Origin of the sequence: Sphingomonas phyllosphaerae (assembly GCF_036946485.1) — a bacterium.
In the GTDB taxonomy this organism is placed as follows: domain Bacteria; phylum Pseudomonadota; class Alphaproteobacteria; order Sphingomonadales; family Sphingomonadaceae; genus Sphingomonas; species Sphingomonas phyllosphaerae_E.
The window spans coordinates 68331-94437 of record NZ_JAQIJA010000007.1 but is presented as its reverse complement, the minus strand read 5'-3'; the positions used below and the strand labels follow the sequence as shown (position 1 = coordinate 94437).

Annotated in this window: 22 protein-coding genes and 1 pseudogene; 7 read left to right on the top strand and 16 right to left on the bottom strand. The window is 60.1% G+C overall.

The window, feature by feature from the left end; genetic code table 11:
* The first annotated feature begins 3 nt into the window (after positions 1-3).
* The 4 genes from rfbC to rfbA are packed head-to-tail and all read left to right on the top strand — an operon-like array spanning position 4 to position 3384.
* Positions 4-567, top strand: coding sequence for a dTDP-4-dehydrorhamnose 3,5-epimerase (gene rfbC / locus PGN16_RS19760; RefSeq protein WP_335311069.1), 564 nt, complete (start codon positions 4-6; stop codon positions 565-567).
* A gap of 11 nt (positions 568-578) precedes the next feature.
* A complete protein-coding gene (rfbB, locus tag PGN16_RS19755; protein ID WP_335311068.1) occupies positions 579-1628 on the top strand; it encodes a dTDP-glucose 4,6-dehydratase in 1050 nt (349 codons plus the stop codon).
* Positions 1628-2524: a dTDP-4-dehydrorhamnose reductase gene (rfbD, locus tag PGN16_RS19750; protein ID WP_335311067.1), complete on the top strand. Its 897-nt coding sequence runs from the start codon at positions 1628-1630 to the stop codon at positions 2522-2524. The genes rfbB and rfbD overlap by 1 nt, the downstream gene beginning before the upstream one ends.
* On the top strand, positions 2521-3384 hold the full coding sequence (gene rfbA, locus PGN16_RS19745) for a glucose-1-phosphate thymidylyltransferase RfbA (protein ID WP_335311066.1): 864 nt from the start codon (positions 2521-2523) through the stop codon (positions 3382-3384). Before rfbD ends, rfbA begins: the two co-directional genes overlap by 4 nt.
* Positions 3385-3480: 96 nt before the next feature.
* Here the strand turns inward: rfbA and PGN16_RS19740 are convergent, their stop codons facing one another.
* From PGN16_RS19740 to PGN16_RS19680, 13 genes are all read right to left on the bottom strand, one after another.
* Positions 3481-5028: a hypothetical protein gene (locus tag PGN16_RS19740; protein ID WP_335311065.1), complete on the bottom strand. Its 1548-nt coding sequence runs from the start codon at positions 5026-5028 to the stop codon at positions 3481-3483.
* A gap of 38 nt (positions 5029-5066) precedes the next feature.
* Positions 5067-6320, bottom strand: coding sequence for a hypothetical protein (locus PGN16_RS19735; RefSeq protein WP_335311064.1), 1254 nt, complete (start codon positions 6318-6320; stop codon positions 5067-5069).
* Positions 6321-6324: 4 nt separating this feature from the next.
* Complete coding sequence (locus PGN16_RS19730) at positions 6325-7542, bottom strand: glycosyltransferase (RefSeq protein ID WP_335311063.1); 1218 nt, start codon at positions 7540-7542, stop codon at positions 6325-6327.
* A complete protein-coding gene (locus PGN16_RS19725) occupies positions 7539-9041 on the bottom strand; it encodes a lipopolysaccharide biosynthesis protein (protein ID WP_335311062.1) in 1503 nt (500 codons plus the stop codon). The genes PGN16_RS19730 and PGN16_RS19725 overlap by 4 nt, the downstream gene beginning before the upstream one ends.
* A 37-nt stretch (positions 9042-9078) precedes the next feature.
* Positions 9079-10089 carry a polysaccharide biosynthesis protein gene (locus PGN16_RS19720; RefSeq protein WP_335311061.1) on the bottom strand — a complete coding sequence of 337 codons (1011 nt, stop codon included), beginning with the start codon at positions 10087-10089 and terminating at the stop codon, positions 9079-9081.
* A gap of 80 nt (positions 10090-10169) precedes the next feature.
* Complete coding sequence (locus PGN16_RS19715; RefSeq protein WP_335311060.1) at positions 10170-11276, bottom strand: DegT/DnrJ/EryC1/StrS family aminotransferase; 1107 nt, start codon at positions 11274-11276, stop codon at positions 10170-10172.
* A 3-nt stretch (positions 11277-11279) separates the two neighbouring features.
* Entirely contained in the window at positions 11280-12377 is a 1098-nt protein-coding gene (locus PGN16_RS19710; RefSeq protein WP_335311059.1) for a DegT/DnrJ/EryC1/StrS family aminotransferase, read from the bottom strand.
* Between the two features lie 5 nt (positions 12378-12382).
* Positions 12383-13165: a GNAT family N-acetyltransferase gene (locus PGN16_RS19705; protein WP_335311058.1), complete on the bottom strand. Its 783-nt coding sequence runs from the start codon at positions 13163-13165 to the stop codon at positions 12383-12385.
* 35 nt (positions 13166-13200) lie between these two features.
* The gene (locus PGN16_RS19700; RefSeq protein ID WP_335311056.1) at positions 13201-14472 is read right to left on the bottom strand and encodes a sugar transferase; all 1272 of its coding nucleotides are present in this window, start codon (positions 14470-14472) and stop codon (positions 13201-13203) included.
* Between the two features lie 390 nt (positions 14473-14862).
* On the bottom strand, positions 14863-16110 hold the full coding sequence (locus PGN16_RS19695; protein ID WP_335311055.1) for a hypothetical protein: 1248 nt from the start codon (positions 16108-16110) through the stop codon (positions 14863-14865).
* Positions 16111-16122: 12 nt separating this feature from the next.
* Positions 16123-18321, bottom strand: a complete 2199-nt coding sequence (locus tag PGN16_RS19690) for a GumC family protein (protein ID WP_335311054.1) — start codon at positions 18319-18321, stop codon at positions 16123-16125.
* Positions 18322-18332: 11 nt separating this feature from the next.
* The gene (locus PGN16_RS19685) at positions 18333-18974 is read right to left on the bottom strand and encodes a polysaccharide biosynthesis/export family protein (RefSeq protein WP_335311053.1); all 642 of its coding nucleotides are present in this window, start codon (positions 18972-18974) and stop codon (positions 18333-18335) included.
* A 123-nt stretch (positions 18975-19097) separates the two neighbouring features.
* Positions 19098-20402, bottom strand: coding sequence for an O-antigen ligase family protein (locus PGN16_RS19680; protein WP_335311052.1), 1305 nt, complete (start codon positions 20400-20402; stop codon positions 19098-19100).
* Between the two features lie 235 nt (positions 20403-20637).
* On the opposite strand from PGN16_RS19680, the pseudogene PGN16_RS19675 reads away from it, so the two are divergent.
* A pseudogene (locus PGN16_RS19675) lies at positions 20638-20730 on the top strand (transposase); the annotation flags it as partial.
* A 231-nt stretch (positions 20731-20961) separates the two neighbouring features.
* On the opposite strand, the gene PGN16_RS20305 reads toward PGN16_RS19675, so the two are convergent.
* Genes PGN16_RS20305 through PGN16_RS19665 form a run of 3 tightly spaced genes read right to left on the bottom strand, consistent with a single transcriptional unit; the run spans position 20962 to position 24731 of the window.
* Positions 20962-21117 carry a diguanylate cyclase domain-containing protein gene (locus PGN16_RS20305; protein ID WP_443019693.1) on the bottom strand — a complete coding sequence of 52 codons (156 nt, stop codon included), beginning with the start codon at positions 21115-21117 and terminating at the stop codon, positions 20962-20964.
* 47 nt (positions 21118-21164) lie between these two features.
* Positions 21165-24143, bottom strand: a complete 2979-nt coding sequence (locus tag PGN16_RS19670; RefSeq protein WP_335311051.1) for a Tn3 family transposase — start codon at positions 24141-24143, stop codon at positions 21165-21167.
* A gap of 3 nt (positions 24144-24146) precedes the next feature.
* Positions 24147-24731 (bottom strand): recombinase family protein, encoded by a 585-nt coding sequence (locus tag PGN16_RS19665; RefSeq protein WP_335311050.1) that lies wholly within the window; start codon positions 24729-24731, stop codon positions 24147-24149.
* Positions 24732-25098: 367 nt separating this feature from the next.
* Here PGN16_RS19665 and PGN16_RS19660 point away from each other — a divergent pair, with 367 nt between their 5' ends.
* The gene (locus PGN16_RS19660) at positions 25099-25470 is read left to right on the top strand and encodes a PadR family transcriptional regulator (protein ID WP_335311049.1); all 372 of its coding nucleotides are present in this window, start codon (positions 25099-25101) and stop codon (positions 25468-25470) included.
* The gene (locus PGN16_RS19655; RefSeq protein ID WP_335311048.1) at positions 25467-26105 is read left to right on the top strand and encodes a hypothetical protein; all 639 of its coding nucleotides are present in this window, start codon (positions 25467-25469) and stop codon (positions 26103-26105) included. The genes PGN16_RS19660 and PGN16_RS19655 overlap by 4 nt, the downstream gene beginning before the upstream one ends.
* The last annotated feature ends 2 nt before the right edge of the window (positions 26106-26107 follow it).

Below are 26107 nucleotides of genomic sequence, written 5' to 3'. Positions count from 1 at the left end.
TCCATGTCATCCCCTGTCCAAATCATCCGCCCGCGCCGCTTCGGCGACGCGCGGGGCTGGTTCACAGAGACCTACAATAGCGACACGTTCGCGACGCTCGGCATCGAGTGCGTGTTCGTGCAGGACAATCACTCGCTCTCTGTACCCGCCTTCACCTTGCGCGGTCTGCATTTTCAGACGCCGCCGCGCGCGCAGGACAAGCTCGTGCGCTGCATCCGCGGTCGCATCTTTGACGTCGCGGTCGACGTGCGCGCAGGGTCGCCGACCTATGGCCAATGGGTCGGCGCGGAACTCAGCGCCGAGAACGGGCACCAGCTGTTCATCCCCGTCGGCTTCGCGCACGGCTTCGTCACGCTCGAGCCGGATTGCGAGGTGACCTACAAATGCTCGGACACCTATGCCCCAGCGAACGACGGCGGGATCGCGTGGGATTCGGTCGGGATCGACTGGCCGATCCCCGCCGGCACCGCGCCCGAACTGAGCGACAAGGACAAGGTGCAGCCGACGCTCGCCGCCTTCGACAGCCCCTTTTCCTATGACGGCCGTCCTCTGACGCCGCTCGCCTGAGGAACGATCACATGCGCATCTTCGTCACCGGCGGGGCCGGGTTCATCGGCTCGGCACTCGTGCGCCACCTGATCGAAAACACGCCTCACGAGGTGCTTAACTTCGACAAGCTGACCTATGCCGGCACGCTGTCGACGGTCGAGCGGATCGCGCAGTCGAACCGCTATCGCTTCGTGCAGGGCGATATCTGCGACGCTGACGCCGTGCGCGCCGCGATCGCGGCGTTCCGCCCCGATATCGTCACGCATCTGGCGGCCGAAAGCCATGTCGACCGCTCGATCGACGGGCCCGGCGCGTTCGTGCAGACCAATGTCGTCGGCACCTATGTGATGCTGGCCGAGGCGCGCAGCCATTGGCTGACGCTGGATGACGAGGCCAGGGCGGCGTTCCGCTTCCACCATATCTCGACCGACGAGGTGTACGGATCGCTCGGCGACACCGGGCTGTTCACCGAGGAAACGCCCTACGATCCGCGCTCGCCCTATTCGGCGTCGAAGGCGGGGTCGGACCATCTCGTTTCCGCCTGGGGCCATACCTATGGCTTGCCGGTGCTCATCACCAATTGCTCGAACAATTACGGGCCGTATCACTTTCCCGAGAAGCTGATCCCGCTGATGATCGCCAAGGCGCTGGGGGGCGAGCCGCTGCCGGTGTACGGTGCGGGCGACCAGGTGCGCGACTGGCTGTTCGTCGAGGATCACGTCCGCGCGCTGCAGGCGGTGTTCGAACGCGGCGCGGTCGGGCGGACGTACAATGTCGGCGGGCATAACGAGAAGCAGAATATCGAGGTGGTGCGCACCGTCTGCGCGATCCTCGACCGGCTGCGCCCGCGCGTCGACGGCCAAAGCTATGCCGCGCAGATTACGTCGGTCGCCGACCGGCCCGGCCATGACAAGCGCTATGCGATCGATGCGACCCGCATCGGCGACGAGCTCGGCTGGCACCCGCAGGAAACGTTCGAGAGCGGGATCGAGAAGACGGTGCGCTGGTATCTCGACAACGAGGATTGGTGGCGGCCGCTGGTGGCGGCCAAGGCATCCGAGCGGCGCGGGATCGCGTGATGCGCGACCTGCTGGTCACGGGCGCGAACGGGCAGCTCGGCCATGAGCTGCAGCGCGCAGAGCTACCCGAAGGCTGGCGGGTGGTGGCGCTCGACCGCGCCGCGCTCGACCTGACCGACGCAGGCGCGATCGCGGCGAAGGTCGCGGAGCGGCCGTGGGCGGCGGTCATCAACGGTGCTGCCTATACCGCGGTCGACAAGGCCGAGAGCGATCAGGTGACCGCGTGGCAGGTCAATGCGCTCGCCCCCGCCGCGTTCGCATCGGCCTGCGCGGCTGCGAACGTACCGCTGGTGCAGGTGTCGACCGACTATGTCTTTCCCGGCGACCGCGCGGGCGCGTGGGCGGTCGACGACGCGGTCGCGCCGCTCGGCGTGTACGGCGCGTCGAAGCTGGGCGGCGAACTGGCGGTGCGCACCAGCGGCGCGCGCCATGCGATCGTTCGCACCGCTTGGGTGGTGTCGGCGCACGGACACAATTTCGTGAAGACGATGCTGCGCGTCGGCGCGGAACGCGGGGCGTTGCGCGTCGTCGCCGACCAGCACGGCAGCCCGACCAGCGCCGCCGACCTCGCCGCGGCGCTGGTGACGATCGCGGTCCGGCTGGCGGACGATGCCGATGCGCCGACGGGCACTTTCCATTTCAGCAACGCCGGCGCCACGACCTGGGCCGGCTTTGCCGAGCAAATCTTCCGTCAGTCGCAATCGCGCGGCGGTGCCGCCGCCAGCGTGGCAGGGATCGCTACCAGCGACTATCCCACTCCGGCGCGGCGTCCCGCCAATTCGCTGCTCGCGCACGACGCGATCCAGCGCGCGTACGGCATCGTCCCCCGCCCGTGGCAGGACGCGCTCGGCGACATCCTCGACGAACTGATCGGCCCCAAGGAGAACGGCAAGTGAAGGGTATCATCCTGGCGGGCGGCTCGGGCACGCGGCTCCATCCGGCGACGCTGGCGGTCAACAAGCAGCTGCTGCCGGTCTATGACAAGCCGATGATCTATTACCCGCTGTCGGTGCTGATGCTGGCGGGGATCCGCGACGTGCTCATCATCTCCAGCCCCGAATATCTCGGCAATTACCAGAGGTTGTTCGGTGACGGCAGCGCGTTTGGCCTCACGATCGCTTATGCCGAGCAGCCGCGCCCCGAGGGATTGGCGCAGGCGTTCACGATCGGCGCGGACTTCATCGGCGACGACAATGTCGCGCTGGTGCTGGGCGACAACATCTTCTTCGGCGCGCACCTGACCGACCTCCTGGCTAGCGCGGTGGCGCGGACCGAGGGCGCGACCGTCTTCAGCTACCGCGTCGAGGATCCGGAGCGTTACGGCGTGGTCGAACTGGGCGCGGACGGGAAGGCGCTGTCGCTGGAGGAAAAACCGGCGGCGCCGAAGTCGAACCACGCGGTCACCGGCCTGTATTTCTACGACAATCGCGTCGTCGACCTGGCCCGCAACCTGAAGCCGAGCGCGCGCGGCGAACTTGAGATCACCGACCTCAACCGCCTCTACATGGACGCGGGCGACCTTTACGTCGAGCAGATGGGGCGCGGTTACGCCTGGCTTGACACCGGTACCCACGACAGCCTGCTGGAAGCCAGCGAATTCGTCCGCACCCTCCAGCACCGCCAGGGGATCCAGATCGCCTGCCTTGAGGAAATCGCGTTCGAGATGGGCTTCATCTCGGCGGACCAGGCGCGGGCGGCCGGAGAACGCTATTCCAAGACCGCTTATGGCCGCGCGATCCTCAAGGCTCTCGAGTAGCTAGGTGCCAAGGAAATTCGTCGCCTGCGAATATGATGCAGACTGATCCACAAAGCGCTTAAATATCGCGGATTGAACAGGAACTGGTGCTCCTGTTCAGGCCAATGGTATATGGAAAAGGCCATTGTTAATCATAGCTGTTGCGGCCGCACGGGTCGAGAATGTGATCATCTGATACCCTCCGATGCGGATTGACGAGGGCTCCGTGCAACGCAGGAGAAAGCCGAGCTGGTCGAGAGCGTGTTCGATGTAAGCAACGCCACCAATCGTTGTCCAGTCGCTGGCATTTAGCGACGCGGCTGTTGAAATTCCCTCACTGCCAGCTACGACGAACTCTACATTTGCTCCACTAATTTTCCGGTATGTAAACGTCCATGCTAGAAAAGTGCGCTCAGGCGTGGAGATCAGGCCTGCATAGCTGGTGTCTCCAGCGGAAAAATCAACCTGCTGGCTGGACGTCATGCCTGGAAGTACTGCGTCGGGAACGCTTTTGGTTGTAATGCGGCGTTTCCCCTCGAGCGTAATAGGTGCGTCACAGCTATTCGCTAAGTATGGAGTCGTCGGCTTGGGATGAACGATGGCAATCCGGTGCGGAACACGAAAGATAGGACCAGCGGGTCCCTCGTTCCTCTGATTGCCGTTGGCGATGCTCCGTGTCACGCCGTCTATCACTTTCCCTCCGAACGCGCGAGCGTCGTCATGAGTGATGCTGGCTGCGAGATCTGACGCGATCACATTCAATAAATCGAGCGCGCACCTCTTTGTTAAGACAGTGGTATCCCCGCGCAAGACCATAGTTCCGACGGGTGTGTCCGTGAACTCGATCTGGGCAACCCGATCGGCGAAAAGAAATACGGGTGGCTGAAGTCGATTACCAATCTGAAGCGCGCTACTCTCGTCTGCTGTCGCATTGTTCTCGTTCCAGCACGATTGAATGCTGATTCCCGGTACCCCATCACGTCCCTCGAAGCGGGAAAATACAAAGACGGAACCGGGGTTATTCTCAAAAAGGCAGGCCTCGAACGTTATCAGGCCAGATCCGGGAGTGGGGCTGTCGACGTATATGGCCGCCTTGGTCGCTCCTTGGAAGTGACACCCCTGCGCTCTTATGATGCCGCTGTGCATGATAGAGCCATCGCTGGTTCGGACGGCCCGGCCCCAAATGTGGTAGTCGGCACTGTCGAATTGGCAATCGTACAGGGTTATACCGATATTACCGGTAGCCCTTCGGATGCAAAACTGAAAATTGGTGACGCTGATGTTACGGAGGATGGTCCTGCCGCTATACCGATCCGCATCGTCGTCACCGAAATCGATCGCGGTTCCGCGACCCAAACCCTTGATCGACAGGTCCGCAATCGTCACCGCGCTCCAATCCGCGCTTCTGTAGGCCTGACTGAGGACAGCTTTTTGTGGATCGGCTGGAACCAGGATGGTTGCACCGCGACCCGCGCCGCACAGGTGGACTGTGCGTGAGTGCATTCTGAGATTGGTGTAGATGGTTCCCGGTGGAAGCGTGAGCGTTCCCCCGCCACCGGCAGCAAGAGCATCGTAGCGTTGTTGAAGGCAATCACCGACGCCATCTCGTGTCGTCGATTTTTCCGAGGCGGACAGAAGGCTGGTCGCGCCAGCACCGACCGCCATTTTCGATGTGGCAATCAACGCGTTACGGCGAGATATATTCACGACGCGACCGACCTTGCCACCTTGAAATAGCCTTCCTCGATAGCGATCATCGTGGCACTGATTGCAAAAAGAATTGTGCCAGTAAAATACCCTCCGCCTCGTACAAAAATCTCAATAAATATACCAACAATGGCGGAAAGGCATAAAATCATTCTAGCATCTGCTTCGGATTTACCAGCAGTTTGTCTCAGCCGTAAAACGCATATCGCCGATGCGTAAAGATATACAAATGTAGCGGCAATACCAAAAATTCCCATTTCCGATATAAGCTTTGCGGCTGTGAACCCACCATCGCGAATATTGGCGTCATTCCCCACGATGCGATATATGAGGTCGCTTGTAGGGACGTTCAATGGAACAATCCCCAGTTGCTGAAAACCTATTCCCCATCCAAAAGTCTCTTTTAGCGACGTGCCAATCAGTTCATACCCTTGAATATAGACCAAGGTTGAGACATTAGTGGTATTTGTCGAAAAATCGAGTCGGTCGGTAAAGTAGCTGATATCAAGGTATCCGATGACAGCACTCAGCCCGATAAGTGCCGATATGAGAATCGGACCTGACAGGCAGCAGGCAGCAGCAACTGCGACACCAATAACTAGCGATAGGCTTTGTAGTAGAAGAGCTAGTAACATCGCGATACCCAGCCAAGTGATTCTTACTATCAGCGACGACCTGACAACGCGGTATACCAAAAAAGGAGTAAAGCTAAGAGCAAAATGAGATGGCTCGGTGAATGGGAAAATCGGTTTCGAGTATCCTGTATGCGGTGGCTGGATATCAAGAATCGATAGGGCCGCGATTGCAACGAAGCATATGCTAAATGTTTTTGCTACCTTATCTAATGTAGCTAGACTTGTCTGTCGTATAATAAGGCTGATCAGATAAGCTGTAATAAAAACTGCGACGGTGGCGATCAGTGCGCCAATGGCACGGATCACGTCGCCGCTTTCGAAAAGTGCTGCGACGACGCTGTGAAATATGACGCCAAACAGTGTTATCGACAGGATTGTCAGTGTCGCCGTCCAGCGTCTGCCGCCCTCAAAGCGATATAGCCCCAGTATTCCTGCGGCACCAACCAACCCACATGCTACCATGAGACCGGGGGTCGTCGAAGAGGCGTCGGCGATAAACAACGCGGCGAACGGTATCATGATGACCGACGCGAGCGCCGTTAGTAGCATAGCCCTACCGGCGTAGCCGTCGCTATCGGTCGGTAACCCTGTGGATGTTTGTTCTGGCAACGTCATAAGGTTATCGAACAGATTCCGTTTTAAGATTGACGTCCAGTGTTGCCCCAGGAACCGCAATCGCGGAACCTTCGCAGTCGGGAAGTTGCAACGCTACGTGTTGTTCTTTGATATATTGCTCCAAGCGATCGTAAGCGGCAGAGATGTCTTGAAGGCCATCAAAGCTGAGGGCATGTCCACCCGCCTTTGGTGCCCTCAGCCGGGTCGCATAGCGTCCCGCCTGAAATCCGAGTTCTCGAGCCATCTCTCGCGCGATCTTTGTCCATCCGGTTGCTGTGCTCTGGCGCGAAGCCGTGATCTTTCCGCGTTGACGACGATTGCGTAACAGCGACACGGCATAAATACGCGCCAGATTCGGTTCGAGGTCGTTTCGCCCGATCAGGTCGATTGCTTTCTTCAGAGAATAGGCCCACACCGTATGTGGCGCGTAAAACTCCGGTATCGCGGAATCCCAATGCAGATTGGCGAACGCAGCAGTGTGCGGATGTTGGCTAAGCGATGTCATATCGCTTCCGGCAGCACCTGTGCCGGCGGTGCTGCTAGGCGACCCTCCAGGGATACAGAAAGGATAGTCTACCTGCCAGCTGTTTTCCGCATTGGCACATATGAGCGCGGCACTGTATATATCGGGAGTCACACCGCCAAATAGTGTGCCGTGGCGATGTTTGATCCTGTCGATCAACGATCTCGACACGAGCCCGTGATAAATACGCGGCATGTTGTCCAGGCCGGCGCCCAGCTTATCCAAGCCACGCCGTAAAGCTGCAATTGGATCGATCTTGTGTGCTTTTCCACTGAACGGCAGAACGAACAGACGGCTGGCATAGCCATCGCCATAGAAACGCGACTGGACGCCGGGCCAAAAATAATTGGCGATGAAGTGCGTTCCATAACTAACGACCGCATCGACGCCGCACCGCTCAGCCCATTCGGCGATTTCGGCAAGTCCAGGTCCGACGCAGTCGTCATCGCCTAGGAACATGACGTAGCGACCACGAGCTGGAGCCAACGCGAACTCGAAGTGGGATACGACGTCCATGGGTTGGCCGGGTCGAAGGTACTCGACGCCGGACGCGGGCAACATCCCGCGTAGTCGATCGTCAGCGCTCGTATCGCTGACGATCACCTGCGCGCCCGGCAGAACATCCAGGATTTTACGCACTGCGGCCGCAGCGTAAATCTGGCGGTTATGTGTCGGGATGACGATCGAAATCAGCGTCACGTTGGTTCCTTCGGTTCCGTCGCGCTAAGACGGTTGTCCGCTTTGAAGAGTGCTGCTGTGCATGCCAGCAACCCTGCAATCGTTGCAACCGCCATCGGCCCCAGCAGTCGTAGCGGCGTGGAGAGTTCGCGGGCCGTGGCGAAGCGGTACAGCGGAAAATAGCTGAGACTGATGACTGCCAGCGGCATCAGATAGGCGATCGCAAGGAAGCGGCACACGGTAAGCCATCCTACACGGTGCCCAAGGCGTAACCACAGGCCCGTAAAACCGACAGCATAAAAAATGAAATAACTCCATGCGACGCCGAGTAGATTTTCTTGAGCGGCGAAGATCGGTGCTGCGATCAGCACGCCGATCGCGGCCCCCGTCGAAAGGCGTGCAAGGTAGCCATTGTCCTCACGTGCAATCAGATAGCTGGTCGGATAATAACCTGTCGCCGATAAGGCGCCTCCTGCCAGTAGCACAGGTGCAATAATCATGACCTTGCGTACCTGAACGGGGTCATGCAGCCACAGCATGAGCCAATCAGACATCTGAAAGGCGAGGCTTAGAGAGGGACCAACCACTATACACATCAATATGAGTTGAAACATCAGGGATAGACGAAATTCGGAGACAGGATCGCCGACGTGTTGGGCGTGCGCGACCTTGGGCGCAAAATAACTATTAATCGGACCTGACAGAATCCCCACGGGCACCAGCGCATAGGTAGTAGCTAGGAAATAAGTTCCAGCAACTTTCAGCGATATGAAGGCGCTGATAATCGATTTATCCAGATTCACTGCAGCTGCCCCGCCTAGCGTGTAAAGGACGAGCGGCGCGCAGCGTTTTCCGAGCCTGCGGATCGCAGACATGTCGAAAAGCCGTTCAGCTACCAAGCCTAGCGCGGCGCGCCGCTCCAATAGCTTGCGAGCAATAGCGAAATGAACAGCTGCCACTGCGACCTGCGCCTCAAGAAACGCGGAGACACTCGGCACTGCTCGCAGCAAGGCAATCGTCGCGATACCACGGGCAACTGCCCCGACGACAGCCACGATGGCGCCGACGCGGTAAAGGTCGAGTGAGTTCAGGCTGAGCTGAATAATGTTGGTCGCCACCAACAATGCAATCAAGTAGGCTATCAACGTGATCCGCATACCTGCGTCGATGGACCATACCGGCCAGGCAAGCGGTAGCAACAATGCGATAAAAGCGGCTACGGTCGCCAAAGCAAAAAGAATGGCTTCTGCGCGACGTCGCATCCAGACGACGGCGTGCAATGCTGGCCTGTAATCGCGTGCGACCGCCGTGTCGCGGCTTATCAGCGTCGCCAAGCCGAGATCGGACATTAGGAAAAAAGCTTGTAATGACAATATTATTGCTACGGCTCCGAATTGCTCGGGGCCGAGGAGGCGGCTATATATTGGAATAAAAAGTAAAGTTACAAAAATTCCGCCGATCCGTCCCACAAATAGCGAGATCAAATCGGCTAAGATAGAAAATCCTACGGCTCTAGGCATTGTCGGCGATATTTATATGTCGACCCTGTCATTATAATTAGTGTGAGAGCTCTGACCGGACATAAGGTAGGCTTAAAAGAAGTTCCTTCGTCTCCGCGACGGATAAGCGGTGCGTATTGTGCGAGGTATAGTCATCAATTTGGTTGAGAGCATGCGAGCCCTCCGAAATGAAAAGCTCATAATTCAGGTCGCGGTTATCGGCGGGTACTCGCCAATATCGATCCATATCCTCGGCTTTAGCCATCTCCTCGCGGGACACTAGTGTTTCATAGAGCTTCTCGCCGTGCCTCGTCCCAAGGATCCCCGTATTTATCGACACGTTAAACAGCTCGCTGAGTGCAATCGAAAGAGTTTCGATAGTGCAGGCAGGAGCCTTTTGAACAAAAATGTCTCCTTGCTGGCCGTTTTGAAAGGCGTGTAGGACGAGGTCGACAGAATCCTCGAGCGACATCATAAACCGCGTCATGGCTGGATCGGTTATCATCATCGGTAGGCCGGCCTTGATGCGTTCGATGAAGAGAGGAATAACCGAGCCACGTGATGCCATGACGTTCCCGTACCGCGTGGCGCATAGGATGGGGCCGCCAGCGTGCATCGCGCGCGCGTGAGAGACCAGAACCTTCTCTGCCATCGCTTTCGAGATGCCCATCGCATTGATCGGATATACTGCCTTGTCCGTGCTGAGCAGTACGACGCGCTCGACCTCGTTGCGGATGGCGGCACGAATGACATTATCGGTGCCATTCACGTTCGTGCGAACCGCTTCCATGGGATAGAATTCACACGAAGGAACCTGCTTCAAAGCCGCAGCATGAAAAACGAAGTCGACGTCGCGCATCGCGGCATCGATGGATTGCGGATCACGCGTATCACCAATGATAAATTTGACCTTGGGGCTGCGCAGGGCAATGCGAAGGTCCTCCTGCTTTTTCTCATCACGTGAGAAAACGATGATCTGGCGCACATCACTTTCAACGAAGCGTCCCAATACGGTTGTACCGAAAGAACCCGTTCCTCCGGTAATCATCAACGTCTTGCCATCAAGCATGAAACAATCCCCTCGCTCCCGACTGAGCGCACAAAAAATCTGGCATGCGTGCAGCCGCAGGCGGCACACGAACGAGCTGGTCAGGCGGTCGCGCGCACGGCGGTCACCATTCGATCTACGTCTTCATCGGACAACCACCATCCGGACGGTAACGCAAGCATCTCGCGCTCCATGTGCGTGGTACCGGGAAGATGACGCGGCATGGCCTGGAACCCGGTGTATCTGTCGTTACGCTGATGCAGTCTAGAACATTGAATGCCCAGCGCCTTCAGGCCTGTCATCAATCGGTTGCGGTTCTGGGACATGGCTAGCGCGACCCAGTACACGCCATTTGCACCGGATCGCTGACCGATCAGCCGGAAACCGGGGATATTCGTTAGCGCCCTAGATAGCCGGGCGGCGTGCGTTCTGTTTCGTTGGATCCTGACGTCTACGTCATCCATCGCACACTCAGCGAGGGTTGCGTTGACGTTGCTCAAGGACGAGGCGATGCCGATTTCAGGAACGTCGAGGTCCGGGTCAATTTCACCGTCGGGCGTGCGAAAACGTGCGATATCGATGCCGAAGCGCCGAAGTTTTCTTGCCCTCTGTGCGTCATCCGCGTTCTTGCAAACAAGGGCGGCGCCCTCGATACCGTTCAACTGTCGGTTGGCGTAGAAGGACAGCACTGCGTAGTCGCCGAACGTACCCGCCCGCTGCCCACCGAAATCCGCGCCAAATGCGTTGTTTGCGTCCTCGATAAATGCGACGCCTGCAGCGTCGCACATCCGCCTGATGGCCTGAAGATCGCCGACGTAGCCTGCCAAATGATATACCACGACTGCGCGCGTGCGACCGGTGAAGCAGGCGGCTAGATCGACCAGGTCAACACTGGCGGTTTCCGGATCGACATCGACCCAGACGGGAACGGCGCCCACCATCGCGACGGCGCTGTTCGATGACATGCAGTTCATCGCAAGCGTCACGACCTCATCGCCAGGCCGTACTCCCGCAAGGCGAAGCGCCAGGGCGAGTGCCTGGGTCATGTCACTCATCGCTACTATTTCGCGGCCATCTAGATAGGCTCCAAGGCGCGATTCCAGTGCCGTAACGGCGGGCCCTGCCGCCAGCTGCCCAGAGCGCCAGACCGGGTCTAGTGCGCGCACCGCAGCGTCGCTTGGGCGACAATCGAAAAGGGGCACGGTCATGATTTACCCCCTGCGCAACGCGTGGACGATGTTCGCTCTGTCGTCGTCGCCGATCCACCATCCGCACGGAATGTGAACCAGGCGACGATAGAAGGTTTCGAGACCCGGCATGGATCGGCGATAGGGGGCGAATACGGAATGCAGATGGTTCGGCCGATGCAGTTTTGACGCGGCAACGCCGATTCCGGCCAAGATACGTTCGACGTCGTCACTGTCGTCGGAGAGCAAGGTGTAAATCCAGTAGCTGGGCATGCTTTCCGGACTGATGGGTACGACGGACAATCCGGGTGTAGTTGCCAGTTCGTCATCAAAGAAGCGGCCGTTAGCTTTGTGCCGTCCAATTGCCTCATCGATATCATCGAGTTGCAGAAGCCCGATCAAGCCCGCCACATTCGTCATGTTATACTTGAAACCGGCTTGCGTGATATCTACTGCGGTCCGCGGAACGCCCTTCTCAAGGCCAAACCAGCGCAATTTGCGTGCTTCCCGCATCCTTTCCGGATCGCGTAATACGAGAGCACCGCCATCGACGGTGGTCATATGCTTGATAGCCTGAAAGGAAAATATCGCAGCATCGCCGAATGTGCCGATCGCCTGGTCGGCATAGCGGGCGCCCAACGCGTGCGCACAATCCTCAATCAGGGCGATGCCGTGGCGATCCGCGATCTCGCGCAGCGCTGCGACCGGTGCCGGATACCCCGCGTAGTGAACGACAAGAATAGCCCGGGTACGGGGGGTAATCGATGACTCGACCGCCGCAGGATCGAGATTGCCATCATCAGGAGAGACATCGGCAAAGATCGGGGTCGCCCCAACCTGAAGGACTGTTGTATTGGTCGGCTCGGCGGTCATCGAAGTCGTAATGACTTCATCTCCGGCACGGATACCGCAGCTTAGCAGTGCAACATGCAGCGCGCCCGTGCCGCTACTGAAACCAAGGACGTTCGGAAGACCGAAGTGCTCGGCAAAGCGGCGTTCAAACTCATAGACATACTCGCCTTCGGCAAGCATCCCGCTATAAAGAACCTCGGCTAGGCGCGGCATGAGGCGATCCGCGGGTGGCATGCGAACCTTGACGATCGGCAATGTGGACCCCGACATCTGTTCTAAATCCTTTCCGCGACGGGAACATGACGCAGATCAAAAGCGCTTTCGACGAAACGGGCCATCACAAAAGATCCGCTGTTTTCAGCGATGACAATATCTCGCGCCTTTAGCGCATTGTTGAAATCATCGTCGCTGCGACCGAGATTCACATGCCATTGGTCATATTCGGCACCCGCCATGAGGGCGATTATATCCTCTGGCGCTCCCCGCCAATCGACAAGCGTCGCGCCACGCCCACCACAGGCGACGATGGCCTCCGCACGATGGTCACATAGGCATTTTGCTGCTTGGGCAAAGGCAGGTAATCCGACACGATCACCGCTGGCTGGCCACTCCGCTACAAGCGTCGGCGCACGTGAGGCGTCTTGCGCTCCGGAAATGCGAAGGAATGTATCCTGCCCTATGATGCGATAGTTGCAGGCCTCGTAGAACGCTGGATGGCTTGTCCATAGTAGTGCCGCACGATAGCCTGCTTCATCGATCGCCTCGTTGACGCTTTCCATCAACGCGCGCCCGAGCCCATGACCGCGCGATCGCTGAGCAACGCACACGAAGCCGACCATGGCTACATTTTCCTGTTGAGCCGGCCGGATGACCGCTGCGGCGAGCAACTCGCCTGTCACGGCGGTAAGACTGACGCAACGGGTTTCTACGCGTCCGTGCCATGGCAGATGCGAAGTGAAGTCGGTCCCTCTGTTCGCTTGGACGAAAAATATGTCCCAGATCAAATGCTGCGCGGTTTCCGGAATTCCAACCGTTGTCACCGCGACGTACGGCATCATGAAGAATGTCCTTCTCGATAGGGCTACCCTAGAAATTACTTGGCACCAAATCCTGTCAGAATCGTCTGGATTGTCTTTAGAGCAATCAAAATATCAATCCATGGCGAGTAATTCTTAATATAATAAAAGTCGAAGTAAAGCTTATACCGGACATCGTCTACTTCCGCGACGTGGCCCTGATTAACCTGGGCCCATCCAGTTAGTCCCGGTCGGACAATATGACGATAGCGATAGAATGGAATTTCTCCCTCATACCATTCAGACAATACCCGAGCCTCGGGGCGCGGTCCGATCCAGCTCATCTCACCTTTCAAGATATTGACGATCTGTGGAAGCTCGTCGAGCCTGCTCCGACGCAGAAACGCACCAATCCGTGTGATCCTCGTATCGTCCGATTGAGTTTTTGCCGCATCGAGCGCGGAGGTCGGCAGTATTGCCGATTTCATCGTCCTGAACTTGTACACTGTGAAGGGTTCACCGCGATAACCGATGCGCGTCTGTCGAAAAATCGCGGGCCCGGGTGAATCCAGCCGAATGGCGATCGCCAGTAGCAGTAGCAACGGCGTCAGCAGGACCAGCGCGGTAGCCGCAATGAACCAATCGGCGACATGCTTGAACGTCATGAATGCAGAAACAGGCGCGAGTGTGCCAAAACTATTCTCGGAGAGGTGTTCCAGCCGGACCATGCCCGTTAACGATTCCACCAAATGCTTGGTATGATAAACCGGTATGCCAGACAAAGCGCAATCAGCTAGCCAGCGGTCCCATTCCGGCGGTAGGTCGACCCGGAGATCTGCGGTAACTGCATGCACTGCGGTGGTATCTTGGTCTGGCGATTTCAATGGTATCCAGTGAACGCTTTGAACGTCCAGCATGAATGAATGATCGCCACCCGGGACCACTCCAATTGTCAGTTTACGCCGCCTGCTGGTGGCAACATGGATCGCCATCGACCAAAGTGCGACGAGAGTATAGCTAGCAAAAAGAAGAAGGCGACTGTAGGGAAGCCGTCCCAAAATCAATATCGCAAGAAGCATTGCGAATGATATCGCAAAAGCGGTCAAGAGCGAGGACGTTGCCTCGACTCCTGGATATTTATTGATGTTTCTATCAAGCTCAAAGCCAACCATCATGGCAATTAAGCAATAGAACCCTGTCTTAACAAGAAGGTAGGCGCTGGTATTTTCTGGTGAACCAGTCAATACAATTAATAATAAACAGAGAGATATCGATACGATTGCACCAAAAATCTGATATCTGCGCAGGAGCGGGCCGCCCTTGGATCTTTTTGTAAATGAGAACATCATGGTTCAAATGGGGTCTTTGCAAACATTGATCCAGGCAGATCCACGGCGTTAGCGTGGGCGGCTGATACTAACGTATTTTCGCGTGCTCCGCCGCGATATTGAATGGCGACGCTGCATTTGACGTCGGGTCGTAATAGCGATCGATGCGGTTGCGAAGGCGAGATTGAACCCTGTTCGCGATCCTGTGTTCTAGACGTGCCATCGGTGCGATCCCGGCAGTGCGGGCGGTGTCGCTGCGGCTTCGACGTTGACCAGTCTGCCCGATATCGGCTCCGAGGGCGGAAGGTGTGTACCGATCGACACGTCGCGCTTCAGTCGGTCGTTGTGCATCGGCCGGTTGTGCAAGTGTCAACGTGACCAGCAGGCACCAACGGAGATGCGGAGGGATGGTCATTGACGAGATCCTAGAGGAAGCAGCATTGCCGAACTGATTTTTCCGGATACGCCTCCTGCATCGAGTGACGGGCGCAGAACAAGTTGCAGAACCTGGACCGGGCATTTCGCGTCGACCGTCAGGATACCTGAGAAATGACCTCGGTTCTGTATCGAGTCCGGTAGATCGATCCGGCCCAATTCGCGCTTGTTCAGACATGAAAGCCGCCAAAAGGGACGTGCATCGGCCGGTGCGGTAAGGTCGGCGCTTGAACCTTGGAGGCGGTACTCGCCCGACGGGAGCATTAAGCCCTGTTGCAAGACGGTTCCGCCAATGCCGGATGGCGCGGCAAAGTCGAGGAACCCGCCTTGCGGGCTGCGTTCGATGAGGGCGGTCAAGCCAGGATCATCGTTCTTAGGCGTCCAGTCGAAGAAGGTCGGCGTTGATAACGCTTGACTGAAGCTTGCGTCGGTCGACCGGCGCCGATCGAGATTGCCGCGTAGCGTCTTGTAATATGCCCATGCGTTTTCAAACGCGTCTGCGCCGATCAGGGTGTTGATTATCGTGGCCCGTGCGGATTCCGGTGGTTGAACACCGGATTGGGCAAGACGGATGAACAGTATCGCGGCAGCCTTGGGGCTTGCTCCCGATGAAGCGACAAAGTCGAAAAAGGCCTCGTTCCATGGAGGGCGGGACCGCATCGTATCAGCCAATGCCTTAGCGACGTCGGCATTGTCGATCGCGGCGGCCATGATCGGAAACAATAATCCTGGCGCACTTTTAGACGTCCTGAGTGCAATATCGTAATTGCGCAACGCGCCGGGAACATCGTTGCGCGCCACAGCGTCCTCGATCAACCATAAGCGCGCGCTTAGTTCACGCCGCGTCAGGGCATTCGAATGCACGAACAGCGTTCGAGCGGTTCCCCTATAACCGCGCAGATCGGCGTCGATCCCCAACGCCGTTAGCGCTGACGCCGAAAGCGGCTCTTTGAGCAGTGCCCCATGTGCGAGTCGAGCGCTCTCGCCGCGCTGGGCGGAAGGCATCGTTGCCGTCACGCGCTGAGCGGCCAGTGCGCCGGTTATCCGACCATCTGCGGGCGCCAATTCATGTGCACGCTCGGGATCGGTTTTGACGAGCGAATAACCGAGGGTCTGCGTCGTTGACGCATAGCCAAATATCGACGCTGCTAACGCAAGTGCGCCGCGGAGCGCCCACTCGCGCGCTGTGCGCTTTCTTACGAGCCGGGATCGCACCTCATTCATCTGGACGCTGCCTCAACCCTTATCGCGACCATATCCGTAGCCATACTCATAGCCATAGCCATAGTGAGCTTTGCGCGCCTCAAACTTGGTCAGCACACCACCTAAAATATGTGCATTGGCCGCGAGAAGTCGCTGCAGCGCCGTCTTGACCAAGCTCGACCGGATGCCATGCGATTCCACAGTATACACCACGCCCTCGACCCTGGCTGCGATCAATGGAGCGTCGGCCAAACCCATTACCGGCGGACTGTCGATCACGATATGATCGTAACTTTCGAGCAGACGGGAAATGAGAAGCTGCAGACGATGGCCAGTCAGCAATTCGGCTGCATTCGGCGGAATGGGTCCGGCGGACATTGCGGTAAAGCCCAGATCGCCCATTTCGAAAGTCAATTGCGCGATTTCTTCCTGACCGGACAGGAAGTTCGACAACCCGCGATCATGATCAACGCCGCCCAGATGGTGGACGGAGGGCGAGCGCATATCGCCATCGATAAGGATGACTTTCTTTTGCGCACGCGCAAGCATCGTGGCGATGGCGAGGGCAGTGGTCGACTTGCCCTCGGCCGGCCGAGTCGAGGTAATCGCCAGCGAGCGTGGCACGCCATGTTCGGTCGTAAAGCCAAGGCTGGTTTGTATTGCGAGATAAGCATCTACGAGATCGGACTTGCGATCCAGCAACGCGTCGCGCGGCGCAACGCCCTCAACCTTGGGTACAGAACCGAGCAGTGGCAGCCCAAGCCTGCGCTCGACCTCGCCGGGATCAGCGATCGCCTCATCCATTTGTTCAAGCGCAAAAGCAAGGCCTGCACCGAGCGCCAAGCCGGCCAGCAGTGCGATAGCCAGATTGATGAACAGACGTGGGCTGGAAGGTTTCTGCGGGACATCAGCCGGATCGACGATCGCTACGTTGTTGACGCCGACCCCGCCGGCCACGCCGATCTCTTTGAAACGTTGGAGGAGGCCGTCGTAAAGCGCACGATTGGTATCTACCTCCTGCTGATAAATATTATACTGAATGCTACGACGGCGCAGGTTGAGATAGTCGGATTTCAATCCCTCGACGCGCTTGCGCAGTTCGTTCTCCCGATCGGCGGCCTGAAGATACTCGGCGCGCACCGATCCGGAGACGCGATTTTCCTCGCGGGCGACGGAGCGGTCGAGCTGGTCGATCTGCGATTGGATTGCGCGTGCCGGAGGATAATCGGGTTCGAACTGAACCATCAGCTTTTGGTAGTCAGCAGCGAGCTCTGCCCGACGTTGGCGTAAGGCGTTTATCGCCTGATTGCGCAACGCTTCGCTAGATTGCCCGCTGCGACCAGCTCCCGTGACGCGAGCTTCTGCGGCGATGCGATCAGCCGTCGCCTGTGAAAGCGCGCTATTTAATGAGGCAAGTTCGTCTGCAACGATCGAGCGCTCGGCCGATTTGGTGTCGCCACTGCCTTGGGCCGGCAAATTAATGATGCGCTGTTGCTCGGCGTAAGTGACGAGCTGACGCTGAGATTCGTCGAGGCGGTCCTTTGTCTGCGCCAGTTCTCGTTGTAGCAGATTGCGACCGTAAGACGTCGCTTGGACCTTTCGTTCCAAATTGGTCTGGATGAAGTTTTCCGCCCAGGCGTTGGCGACCTTCTGCGAAAACGCCGGGTCCGGGCTAGTAAACTCGATCTCGACCAGCCGCGACAGGCGGGTGGGGTTGATCCCGACAAGTTTCAGCAGGATTTCTCCGGCGACACGCTGCCGTGCAGGACGGCCGGCGGCCATGTAGCGGCCGCTCACCTCGCGGAAAGCGTCATCACCCGTTTTTGCGCCAAAGCGCTCAAAGAAGCTCTTATCATCCGGCAGACGGAGCTGGCTGGCGACGCGTTCGGCGAGGATGCGGGATTTTAGAAGACCGTATTGCGTCTGGTAAAATTCTTGATCGGCGACGCTAGTCTCGCGCTCGACCCCCTGGAAGTTGGTGACTTGACTGGAATCACGGGAGATCTCGATCGTCGCGGTCGCCGTGTATTTCGGGGTCATCAGGAGCGTGATGATAAGCCCCAGGATGAAACAGGCCGCAACAACCCCGAGAATGACGTAGCGCCATCGCAGGGCGATGCGCAGATATTGGCGAATGACCGGCATCGGTTCGCTGCTGTTCGGCGCGAGCCCGGACAGGCTGGTCACGCCGACTGGACGAGCAGGGCGAAGCTGGAGAGTGGCAGAGTTCATCAACGGACGCCTTATTGCAGTACGGCGATCAGCGGCCCGGCGAGGAGCGGCGAGAGCGAGACAAAGTCGCGGAACAGGCGACGTTGCGGAGAGTCGCCGACGATAATGATGTCGTTGGCGTACACGGCCGGATCGTCATAGGCACCACGTCGGATAGCGGCGACGTTGTAAAGACCGGCCATGCGCCGCGTGCCGACAGTACGCAGAATAACGACATCCTCTTGCCGCGCGAATTCTGTCATTCCCTTGGCCGATGCAATGACGCGCATCAGCGTCATCTGGTTGGTGACGGGATACAGGCCGGGTTCGACCACCGAGCCGTCGATGGTGACGACCTGGCTGACCGAACTTTTGATGTTCACGGTTACCTCTGGATTGCGAACATAATGCTGGCGAAGCGCGATTTCGATCGCTTGCGCCAGTTCCTGCGCGGTCTTGCCTCGCGCATCGACCGTGCCCGCCAACGGCATCGCGATCCGCCCGCTGGCATCCACCTGCATTTCGCGGCCAAGATCCGGAATACCGAACACATCGACCTCGATGGTGTCGAGCGGGCCGATCAGAGCAGGTCGGTCTGCTGCCGTGAGATCACCACGGCCCGGAGGGGGGAGTTCGCTGGTCTCAGGAACCACGGTAAGGGTGCCGCTCGACACCAGCGGCTTGGGTGCCCCGCAAGCCGTTACCGCCAGCGCAAGGCACAGGATGTAATATGAAGAGCGCATGCGCGTGGTGGTTCCGCGAAAAATTGGAAATCTGGCGCTCTATAGGTTTCGCCATCACGCCGGTAAAGCAGGCTCCGATTTTGCCCCCCGCGCCCGCACCATCCACATAGCGGCTATGACGATGATGGCCATGACCGTCGGTGTACGTGCCGGATAATCGGTGATGCTCGCAATCAGCACGAGGAGGATGACCAGCGACCCGAGCTGGCCCGAGATACCGAGCTCGTCGGCTCGCATCCGCCAGACGCGAACAGAGGCGTTCAACCACCACACGATGCCTGCCAGCAGTAACGCAAGCCCGGGGATGCCGCCGTCCAGCGCGATGCCCAAATAGTCGTTATGCGCCTGATTAAAGTAGGTTAGCTTCAATAAGCCGAATGGTTCGTGGATCCGGAAAATTGGATCAAAACCCCCGAAGCCAGAGCCTGTAGGCATATAGCTGCCGACCATATGCAAGACCGTCGGCAATGCGCGTGTCCGCATGTCCTCGCCGCCCTCGGTCGAAAGCACCCGATTGATCGAGGTGGCGCGATCGGCCGCAAAACTGAGTACGACGATGCCTGCGACAACAAATATCACCGTGAGAACCACAGCCGGGACAACCCATTTCGGCGCTCCCGCCAGACGGCGCCGTAATCGTTTTCCCACCAGAGTCGCCGCAAATGTCACCGACAGACCACCCAGCAATATGCCGGTACGCGACCCGGTCGCCAGGATCGTCAGCACGAACAGCAGCATTAACCCTGCCGCAATTGGTCCACGCCATTTAATCCCGTTTCGGTTCGTGAAGGCCCAGACCGGAGTGATCAGGCATCCAAGCGCAATGAATAAGGCAAAGTGGTTGCGGTTGGCAAAGATGCCACTGACCACGCCCGGTGTGTCGTTGAGGAGGGGATTATTGAACCCAGCACCGGAAAATTGTAATAGCCCCAGAAGGACCGCAAAGCCGATCATGCCCAAAAGAATTGTGGGCATCCATCGAAACGTTCGTTCGTTTGCTTGGGCCAGCAACACGAACATCGTCGAAGGCACGATCAACGAGGCAAGCGCGTTACGCGTTGCCCCGGGAGTCATCGTCAAGGGGCGCCACGGGACCGGCTCACCTGGGATCACTAGAATGTCGCGTCCGGGCAGCGTCTGCCACCACGCAGGCGGTAGCGGGATGAGTTGCAGAAGCGGCAAGACGATTGCGGCAAGAAGTAGCAGCAGGACACTTCGATTGGCGCGTAGCGCAGGGCGAGGCCCCGCGAGGATTGCAACGACGAGAATGCTCCAGCAGCCAGCGCGCACGACGACCTGGCTCAACGTATCCTCGCGGGATGCACCGCCTGCGATCCACAGCAAAACGATCATCGCCATCGTGAGGAAGAGGGGTAGGTCGGGCTGTAAGCGGCGCCGCCGGGCTGAAGGTACGTGAACCATGATCGCTCCTTAGTCGATCAGGGGAAATTTCCAAACCTGGTGAGCATCTGGCGATCGTGGTCACGTCTGCTTTCTCTGGCGCGAGATTATGTATTCGATGGTGGTCTTGACGTGACCCGCGTTTCTTCATCTACCTGGACCTAGAGACCGGCCCATTGAAGGGACGGACGGAATGAAGCGGAAGCATTTTACGGAAGAGCATATCATCGGCCTTCTGAAGGAGGCCGAGGCCGGCGCGATGATAACGGAGCTATGCCGCAAGCACGACGACGCGGGCCCGATGCCTCCTACTGGCTGGAAGACCGCATCAATGAGCTGCTGCATGACGGCGAAACGTTGGAGGCTAGTTGCCTCTTGAAGGTCGCCGAGTTTCTGGCGATCTTACAGGCGCGAAGCACGCTTCAGTGATCCGGCCGGAGTCGATTGAGCGCCAGCACCTGCAATCGTTCCTCAGGCCGCAGCTTGAGCTGTTTGCGCGCATCCTCTCGGCCTTCGATCAGGCCGCCACGCGGTCGCGACCGGCTCGCTTGGCGCGATAGAGCATCTGGTCCGCCCGCTCGAACACGTCTGCCAAGGTCGCTTGCTCGCCATCCATTCGCGCGAGTCCGACGCTGATCGTGCAGCGCGTGTCTTCCCGTACTGCTAAGCGCAGCTTCTCGGCGACTTGGGAGCGCTACATAGAACGGGCACAGATATACGCTAAGCGGCTCGGGGCAGCGGCGGGCTGAGCACCGGGCGCAATGGCCGGAGTTGCCCTGCCTTGGTGGTCGGCTTGGTCCAGAGATAGTCGCCGGTGAGGTTGATATGCTGCCAGCCGAGCGGCGAGAGGTGGGCCAGCATGTCGGTCGGTACGGGGCGGCCCTGCCGCTCAAGGTGTTGCATCGCGGCTTCGAGGTAGGTCGTGTTCCAGAGCACGATCGCGCCCGCGACCAGGTTAAGCGCGCTTGCGCGATGGCTCTGCGCCTGGAGCCCATGGTCGCGCAGCCGGCCCGCACGATGGAAGAAGATCGCCCGCTTGAGCGCGTTCTCCGCCTCGCCCTTATTCAACTCGCGGGTGGCGCGGCGCCGCTCGTCGGGGTGTTCGATCCAGTCGAGCGTGAACAGCGTGCGCTCCACGCGTCCGATCTCGCGCAACGCCAGAGCCAGCCCGTTCGCACGCGGGTAGGAGCCGAGCCGCTCCAGCATGGCGGATGCGCTGGTGGCGCCGGTGCGGACGGAGGTCATCAGTCGGAGCACGTCTATCCAGTGGGCCGTGATCAACTCCTCGTCGATCGCCTCGCCGACAAGCGGCGCTATGTCGGGTCCGGGGTCCAGACCCTCGAACAGGTGGAGCCGTCTGGCGGACAGGTTCGGGATCCTCGGCGCGAACAGGAAGCCCATGCCGTGGCACATCGCAAAGATATGATCCGACACCCCGCCGCCATCGGTATGGTGCCGCTCGATGCTGAGGTCGGCCCCGTGGTGGAGCAGGCCGTCGAGCACGTGGGCGGCCTCGCCCGCGCCGGCCGAGATCACCTTGGAATGGAACGGCGAGTAGCGGTCGGAAACGTGCGTGTAGAATGACACGGCCGGTTCCGAACCCTTGTGCGGGTTGACGGCCCCGGTCGCTTGCGCACGGCGGTTGAGTGGAAAGTGCTGCCCGTCCGAGCTCGACGATGTGCCCGACCCGAACAGGGCGGCGAGCGGCATCCGGTGCTGCGTGTTCACCAGCCGGGCGAGCGCCGCGCCGTAGGTCTCCTCGCGTAGGTGCCAGGACGACAGCCAGCCGAGCTGGCGCTGGCTGACGAGGTCGCAAGCTTCCGCCATACGGGCATGGCCAAGATTGGTAGCGTCGGCCAACACCGCGGTGAGCACCGCACGCGGGTCGTCATGGGTGCGCCCGGTTGTCAGGTGCGTGAAGCAGCTCGTGAACCCCGTCCAGCGGTCGACCTCGGCCAGGAGGTCGGTCACGCGGATCGGCGGCAGGTGCGCGTACAAGGGCGCAACCGCGCCTTCCGCCTCGTCGGGGGTGACCGCCTTGAGCGGAGAGATGCGCAGCCGCCCCGCGCGCAGGGACACGTCTTCGAGGGCATCGGCGCGAACCTTGATCGCCACCTCGCCCAGACGGCGGGCGAGGACCTCACGACGTCCGGCCAGCCACTCGGCCGCGGAACTTGGCAACGGCACGGGCAGCGGTCCCGCCTCTCGCATCGCGGCGAACACGGGAGCGGGAATGAGCTGCTGCTCGACCGCGCGGTAGCGGCGGCTGCCCTCGACCCACATGTCACCGGCGCGCAACCGGTCGCGCAACTCGGCCAGCACGCAGAACTCGTAGGTGCGCCGGTCCATGCCGTCCCGGCCGATGCGACGTCGCCAAGTCTGGCGTATGAACCCGACTGGCACATCGGCCGGCAGCTTGCGCAGGCGACCGGTCCCGAGCAGCCGCACGATCTCGACGCCGCGCGCTAGCATCGAGCAGGCCGGCACCGCCCCGAATGCGAAGGCTTGCACGAACGCGGGACCGATCTGGCGCAGGATGGGGAAGTTGGACCGGGCGAGCTCGACGGGGTCGAGCGGGTCGGGCCGGACCAGGCGCTTTGCCTCCTCCACCTCGGCGCCGAGTTCGTTCCAGCCGATGACGTGCTCGACCGCAGCAAGCGCGTCACCGCCATTGCTCCGAGCGGCGAGGAGCGCGTCGCCCAGCCGCGCGAGCAGCCTGATCTTGGCCGTGATGGTGCGCCGGTCCCGCTTCAACGCCGCTTCCTCACGTCGCTCAACGCGCCGGAACATCTGGCCGAACAGTCGCTCGAACATCAGCACCGCATCGTCGGTCAGGGTGACCTGCGTCTCTAGCGCGGTCGCGACCAGCACCGCGCGCCGCCTGGTCGGGTTCAAGGTCGCGAGGTGCTGGGCGGTGAGCCGCGCGCCCTCGCCGGTGAGCCGCCGCAGGCGCTCGGGATGCACGGCGTCGGTCAGCCCCGGATCGAGCCCGATCCCGCGTAGGGTGGCGAGCCGATCCAGGATGGCCTGGAACGCGCGTCGGCCGGGTCGCCCCGGCGGCTGACGCACCCAGGCGAGCACGCTGGTCTTCGCCGTCACATGGGGCGCGAGCAGTCCATCCAGCACGTCGCGCTGCTCAGCGGTGAGTTTTCGGGTCAGAAGCTCGGCGACATGGCGTTCGGCGTCGAGCAGCGCCTGGGCCACCATGCGCTCGACCAGCGTGATCCCGGGTACGATGACCTGTCGCCTGCGGAACTCGTCCAGGAGCATGCGCGCGAGCTCCGCGCCCCCCGTGGTGGCGAGCGCGGCCGGCAACAGCCATGCTTGCAGCTCCGCCCTCGCCGGACGGCTGATCTGCCGAAACCCGAACACGTCGCGCAGTGTGTCGAGCTGTTCGTAGCGGGTCGGCCCGCGCGTGGCATAGTCCGCTAGCACGTCAGGGTCGATGTCGACCTGGTCGGCGACAAACGCGAGTGGCGCGTGCGGGATCAGTTCGCCGGGCCGGAGCAGCCGGCCCGGATAGCGAAGCGCGCAGAGCTGGACGGCAAAGCCGAGCCGGTTGTGCGGCCGTCGCCTGCTGACGATCGTCCGCAGATCGTCAGGGCCGAGCGTCCAGTAGCGGATCAGCTCGACCTCGTTCTCCGGCAGCGCGAGCAGCGCCGCGCGCTGCTCCTCAGTGAGAACAGCGCGCCTGGGCACCCGTCAGGCCTTGGCTGGGGCGGTCCAGCCCAACCGTTCGAGCGTATCGAGCAGCGTGGAGCGCGGCACCTTGAAGGTCCGGCACACCGACGCCTTGCTGGCGCCCCCATCCAGCGCGGCCGTGATCTGCTCGATCTGCTCCGCGCTGAGCGTCGGCGGCCGCCCCCCGCGCCTACCCCGGCGCTTGGCCGCCGCGAGCCCGGCGATCACCCGCTCCCGCGTCAGCTCGCGCTCGTACTGGGCGAGCGCGCCGAAGATGGAGAACAGCAGCTCGCCGTGCGGCGTGGTCGTGTCCATCTGCTCGGTCAGTGAGCGGAACGCGATGCCGCGCGTCTTCAGGTCGGTGACGATGGTGAGCAGGTTCGGTAGCGACCGGCCGAGCCGGTCGAGCTTCCACACAATCAGCGTGTCGCCGGCCTTCAGGTACTCGAGGCACGACTTCAGCCCCGGCCGATCGTCACGAGCGCCGGACGCCTTATCCCTGTACAGGTGCCGCTCGTCGACCCCAGCCGCGACCAGCGCGTCGCGCTGCAGGTCGACTGACTGGCGGTCGTCGGCTGAGGATACGCGCATGTACCCGACGAGCATGTACGGAAAACCTCAAATAGGCGGTTACCGCGCAGCTTAGCATTGCGACAGGGTTTGTCGCGCAGAAAACGCCGGTTCGCGATGGACCTGGCCGGGGTCACTGGCCGGAGTGTCGGCAATCATGTGTTTCCCGTCAGGAGAGCGTGGCTGCATCCGACTAGAGCCGGTCGTTTGGATCAGCGACCGGGAGCGGCCGCTTAATCCGAAAGCTGCCACTGGTAGCACTGTACGCTCCTTAGGCGGCTAGCGCCTTACGGTTTGGCATTCCAATCCGCTGCTATGAAAGTCAGGACCTGAATATGGCTGCCGATCACGCTGATCTCAGCAGACCATCATACCCCGCCGTTCATGGCATGGGGCCGCTCAAATGCGCCATGCGCTTCTCCCGGACCAAAAGCAGGTTGACCATTATTTCTACATATGTTGCTATATCGTCATGCGTCGCCCTCGCCGCCCTTCTTCGCAAATGTGCCTGCTGCTGAAAGCGCTCGTGGCGCGAGCCCCTGTGTGGTGCCATGGCTATGAATTGATGAAGCAAACCGGCCTGTTGTCCGGCACGCTCTACCCTCTGCTCATGCGCATGACTGATCAGGGGCTCGTCGAAGCGATGTGGCAAGCGCCCGAACAATCCGGACGGCCGCCAAGGCATGCATATCGTCTCACAGCAGAAGGCGTGCGACTGGCACAAGCGCAGGCTGACACGTTCGGGGCGCGTGACGGGGGCCTGGCCACCGCATGAAACAGGCGCTGCCACGATTGCTGCTGGCCTTGGCGATGCAGCTACTGGGATCCCGCCGCCGCAACTGGGCGCTGGCGATGGCGTATGAGTTCGAGATCGCGGCGCGGGACGGGCAGGCATTTCGCTTCGCTTTCGGCTGCCTGCTGGGCGCGTGTCGGTCCTTGCCGCACCATGCCGAGGGCCGTTTCATGCTGGCAAGCTACGCCTTGGTCTTCGGGCTGTTCCTGCCGATGGCAACGGCGCTGTCGATGGCGGCGACGGCCGGCTTTCCCTTCGTCGAAGCAAGCGATGGCATTCATGGCCTGATGTCGGGAAGCGGATCCTATCGCCTAATGCTGGATGCAGGCACCCTGGCGCTGGGGCCCGCCCTGACGCTGGTGATGCTGCTGCTCGCCGCCTGCCACCTGCCGGCGGCGTGGTGGGTGCTGGACCGCGACTGGCATCGCGTCGGAACGGCCTTGCATCTCGCCGCGGCCATCATGGCGACGCTCGCGATCGTCACCGCCTGCGCGGCGCTGGACTTCGCGGTACTGCTGGTACCGTTCGCGGCGCTGGTCGCCGAGGCCGTCGCCATCGCCGGCCTGGCGCGCTTCAAGGACGCGGGTTGCGCCGAGGAGCCTGCCGCGATCTTTTGACT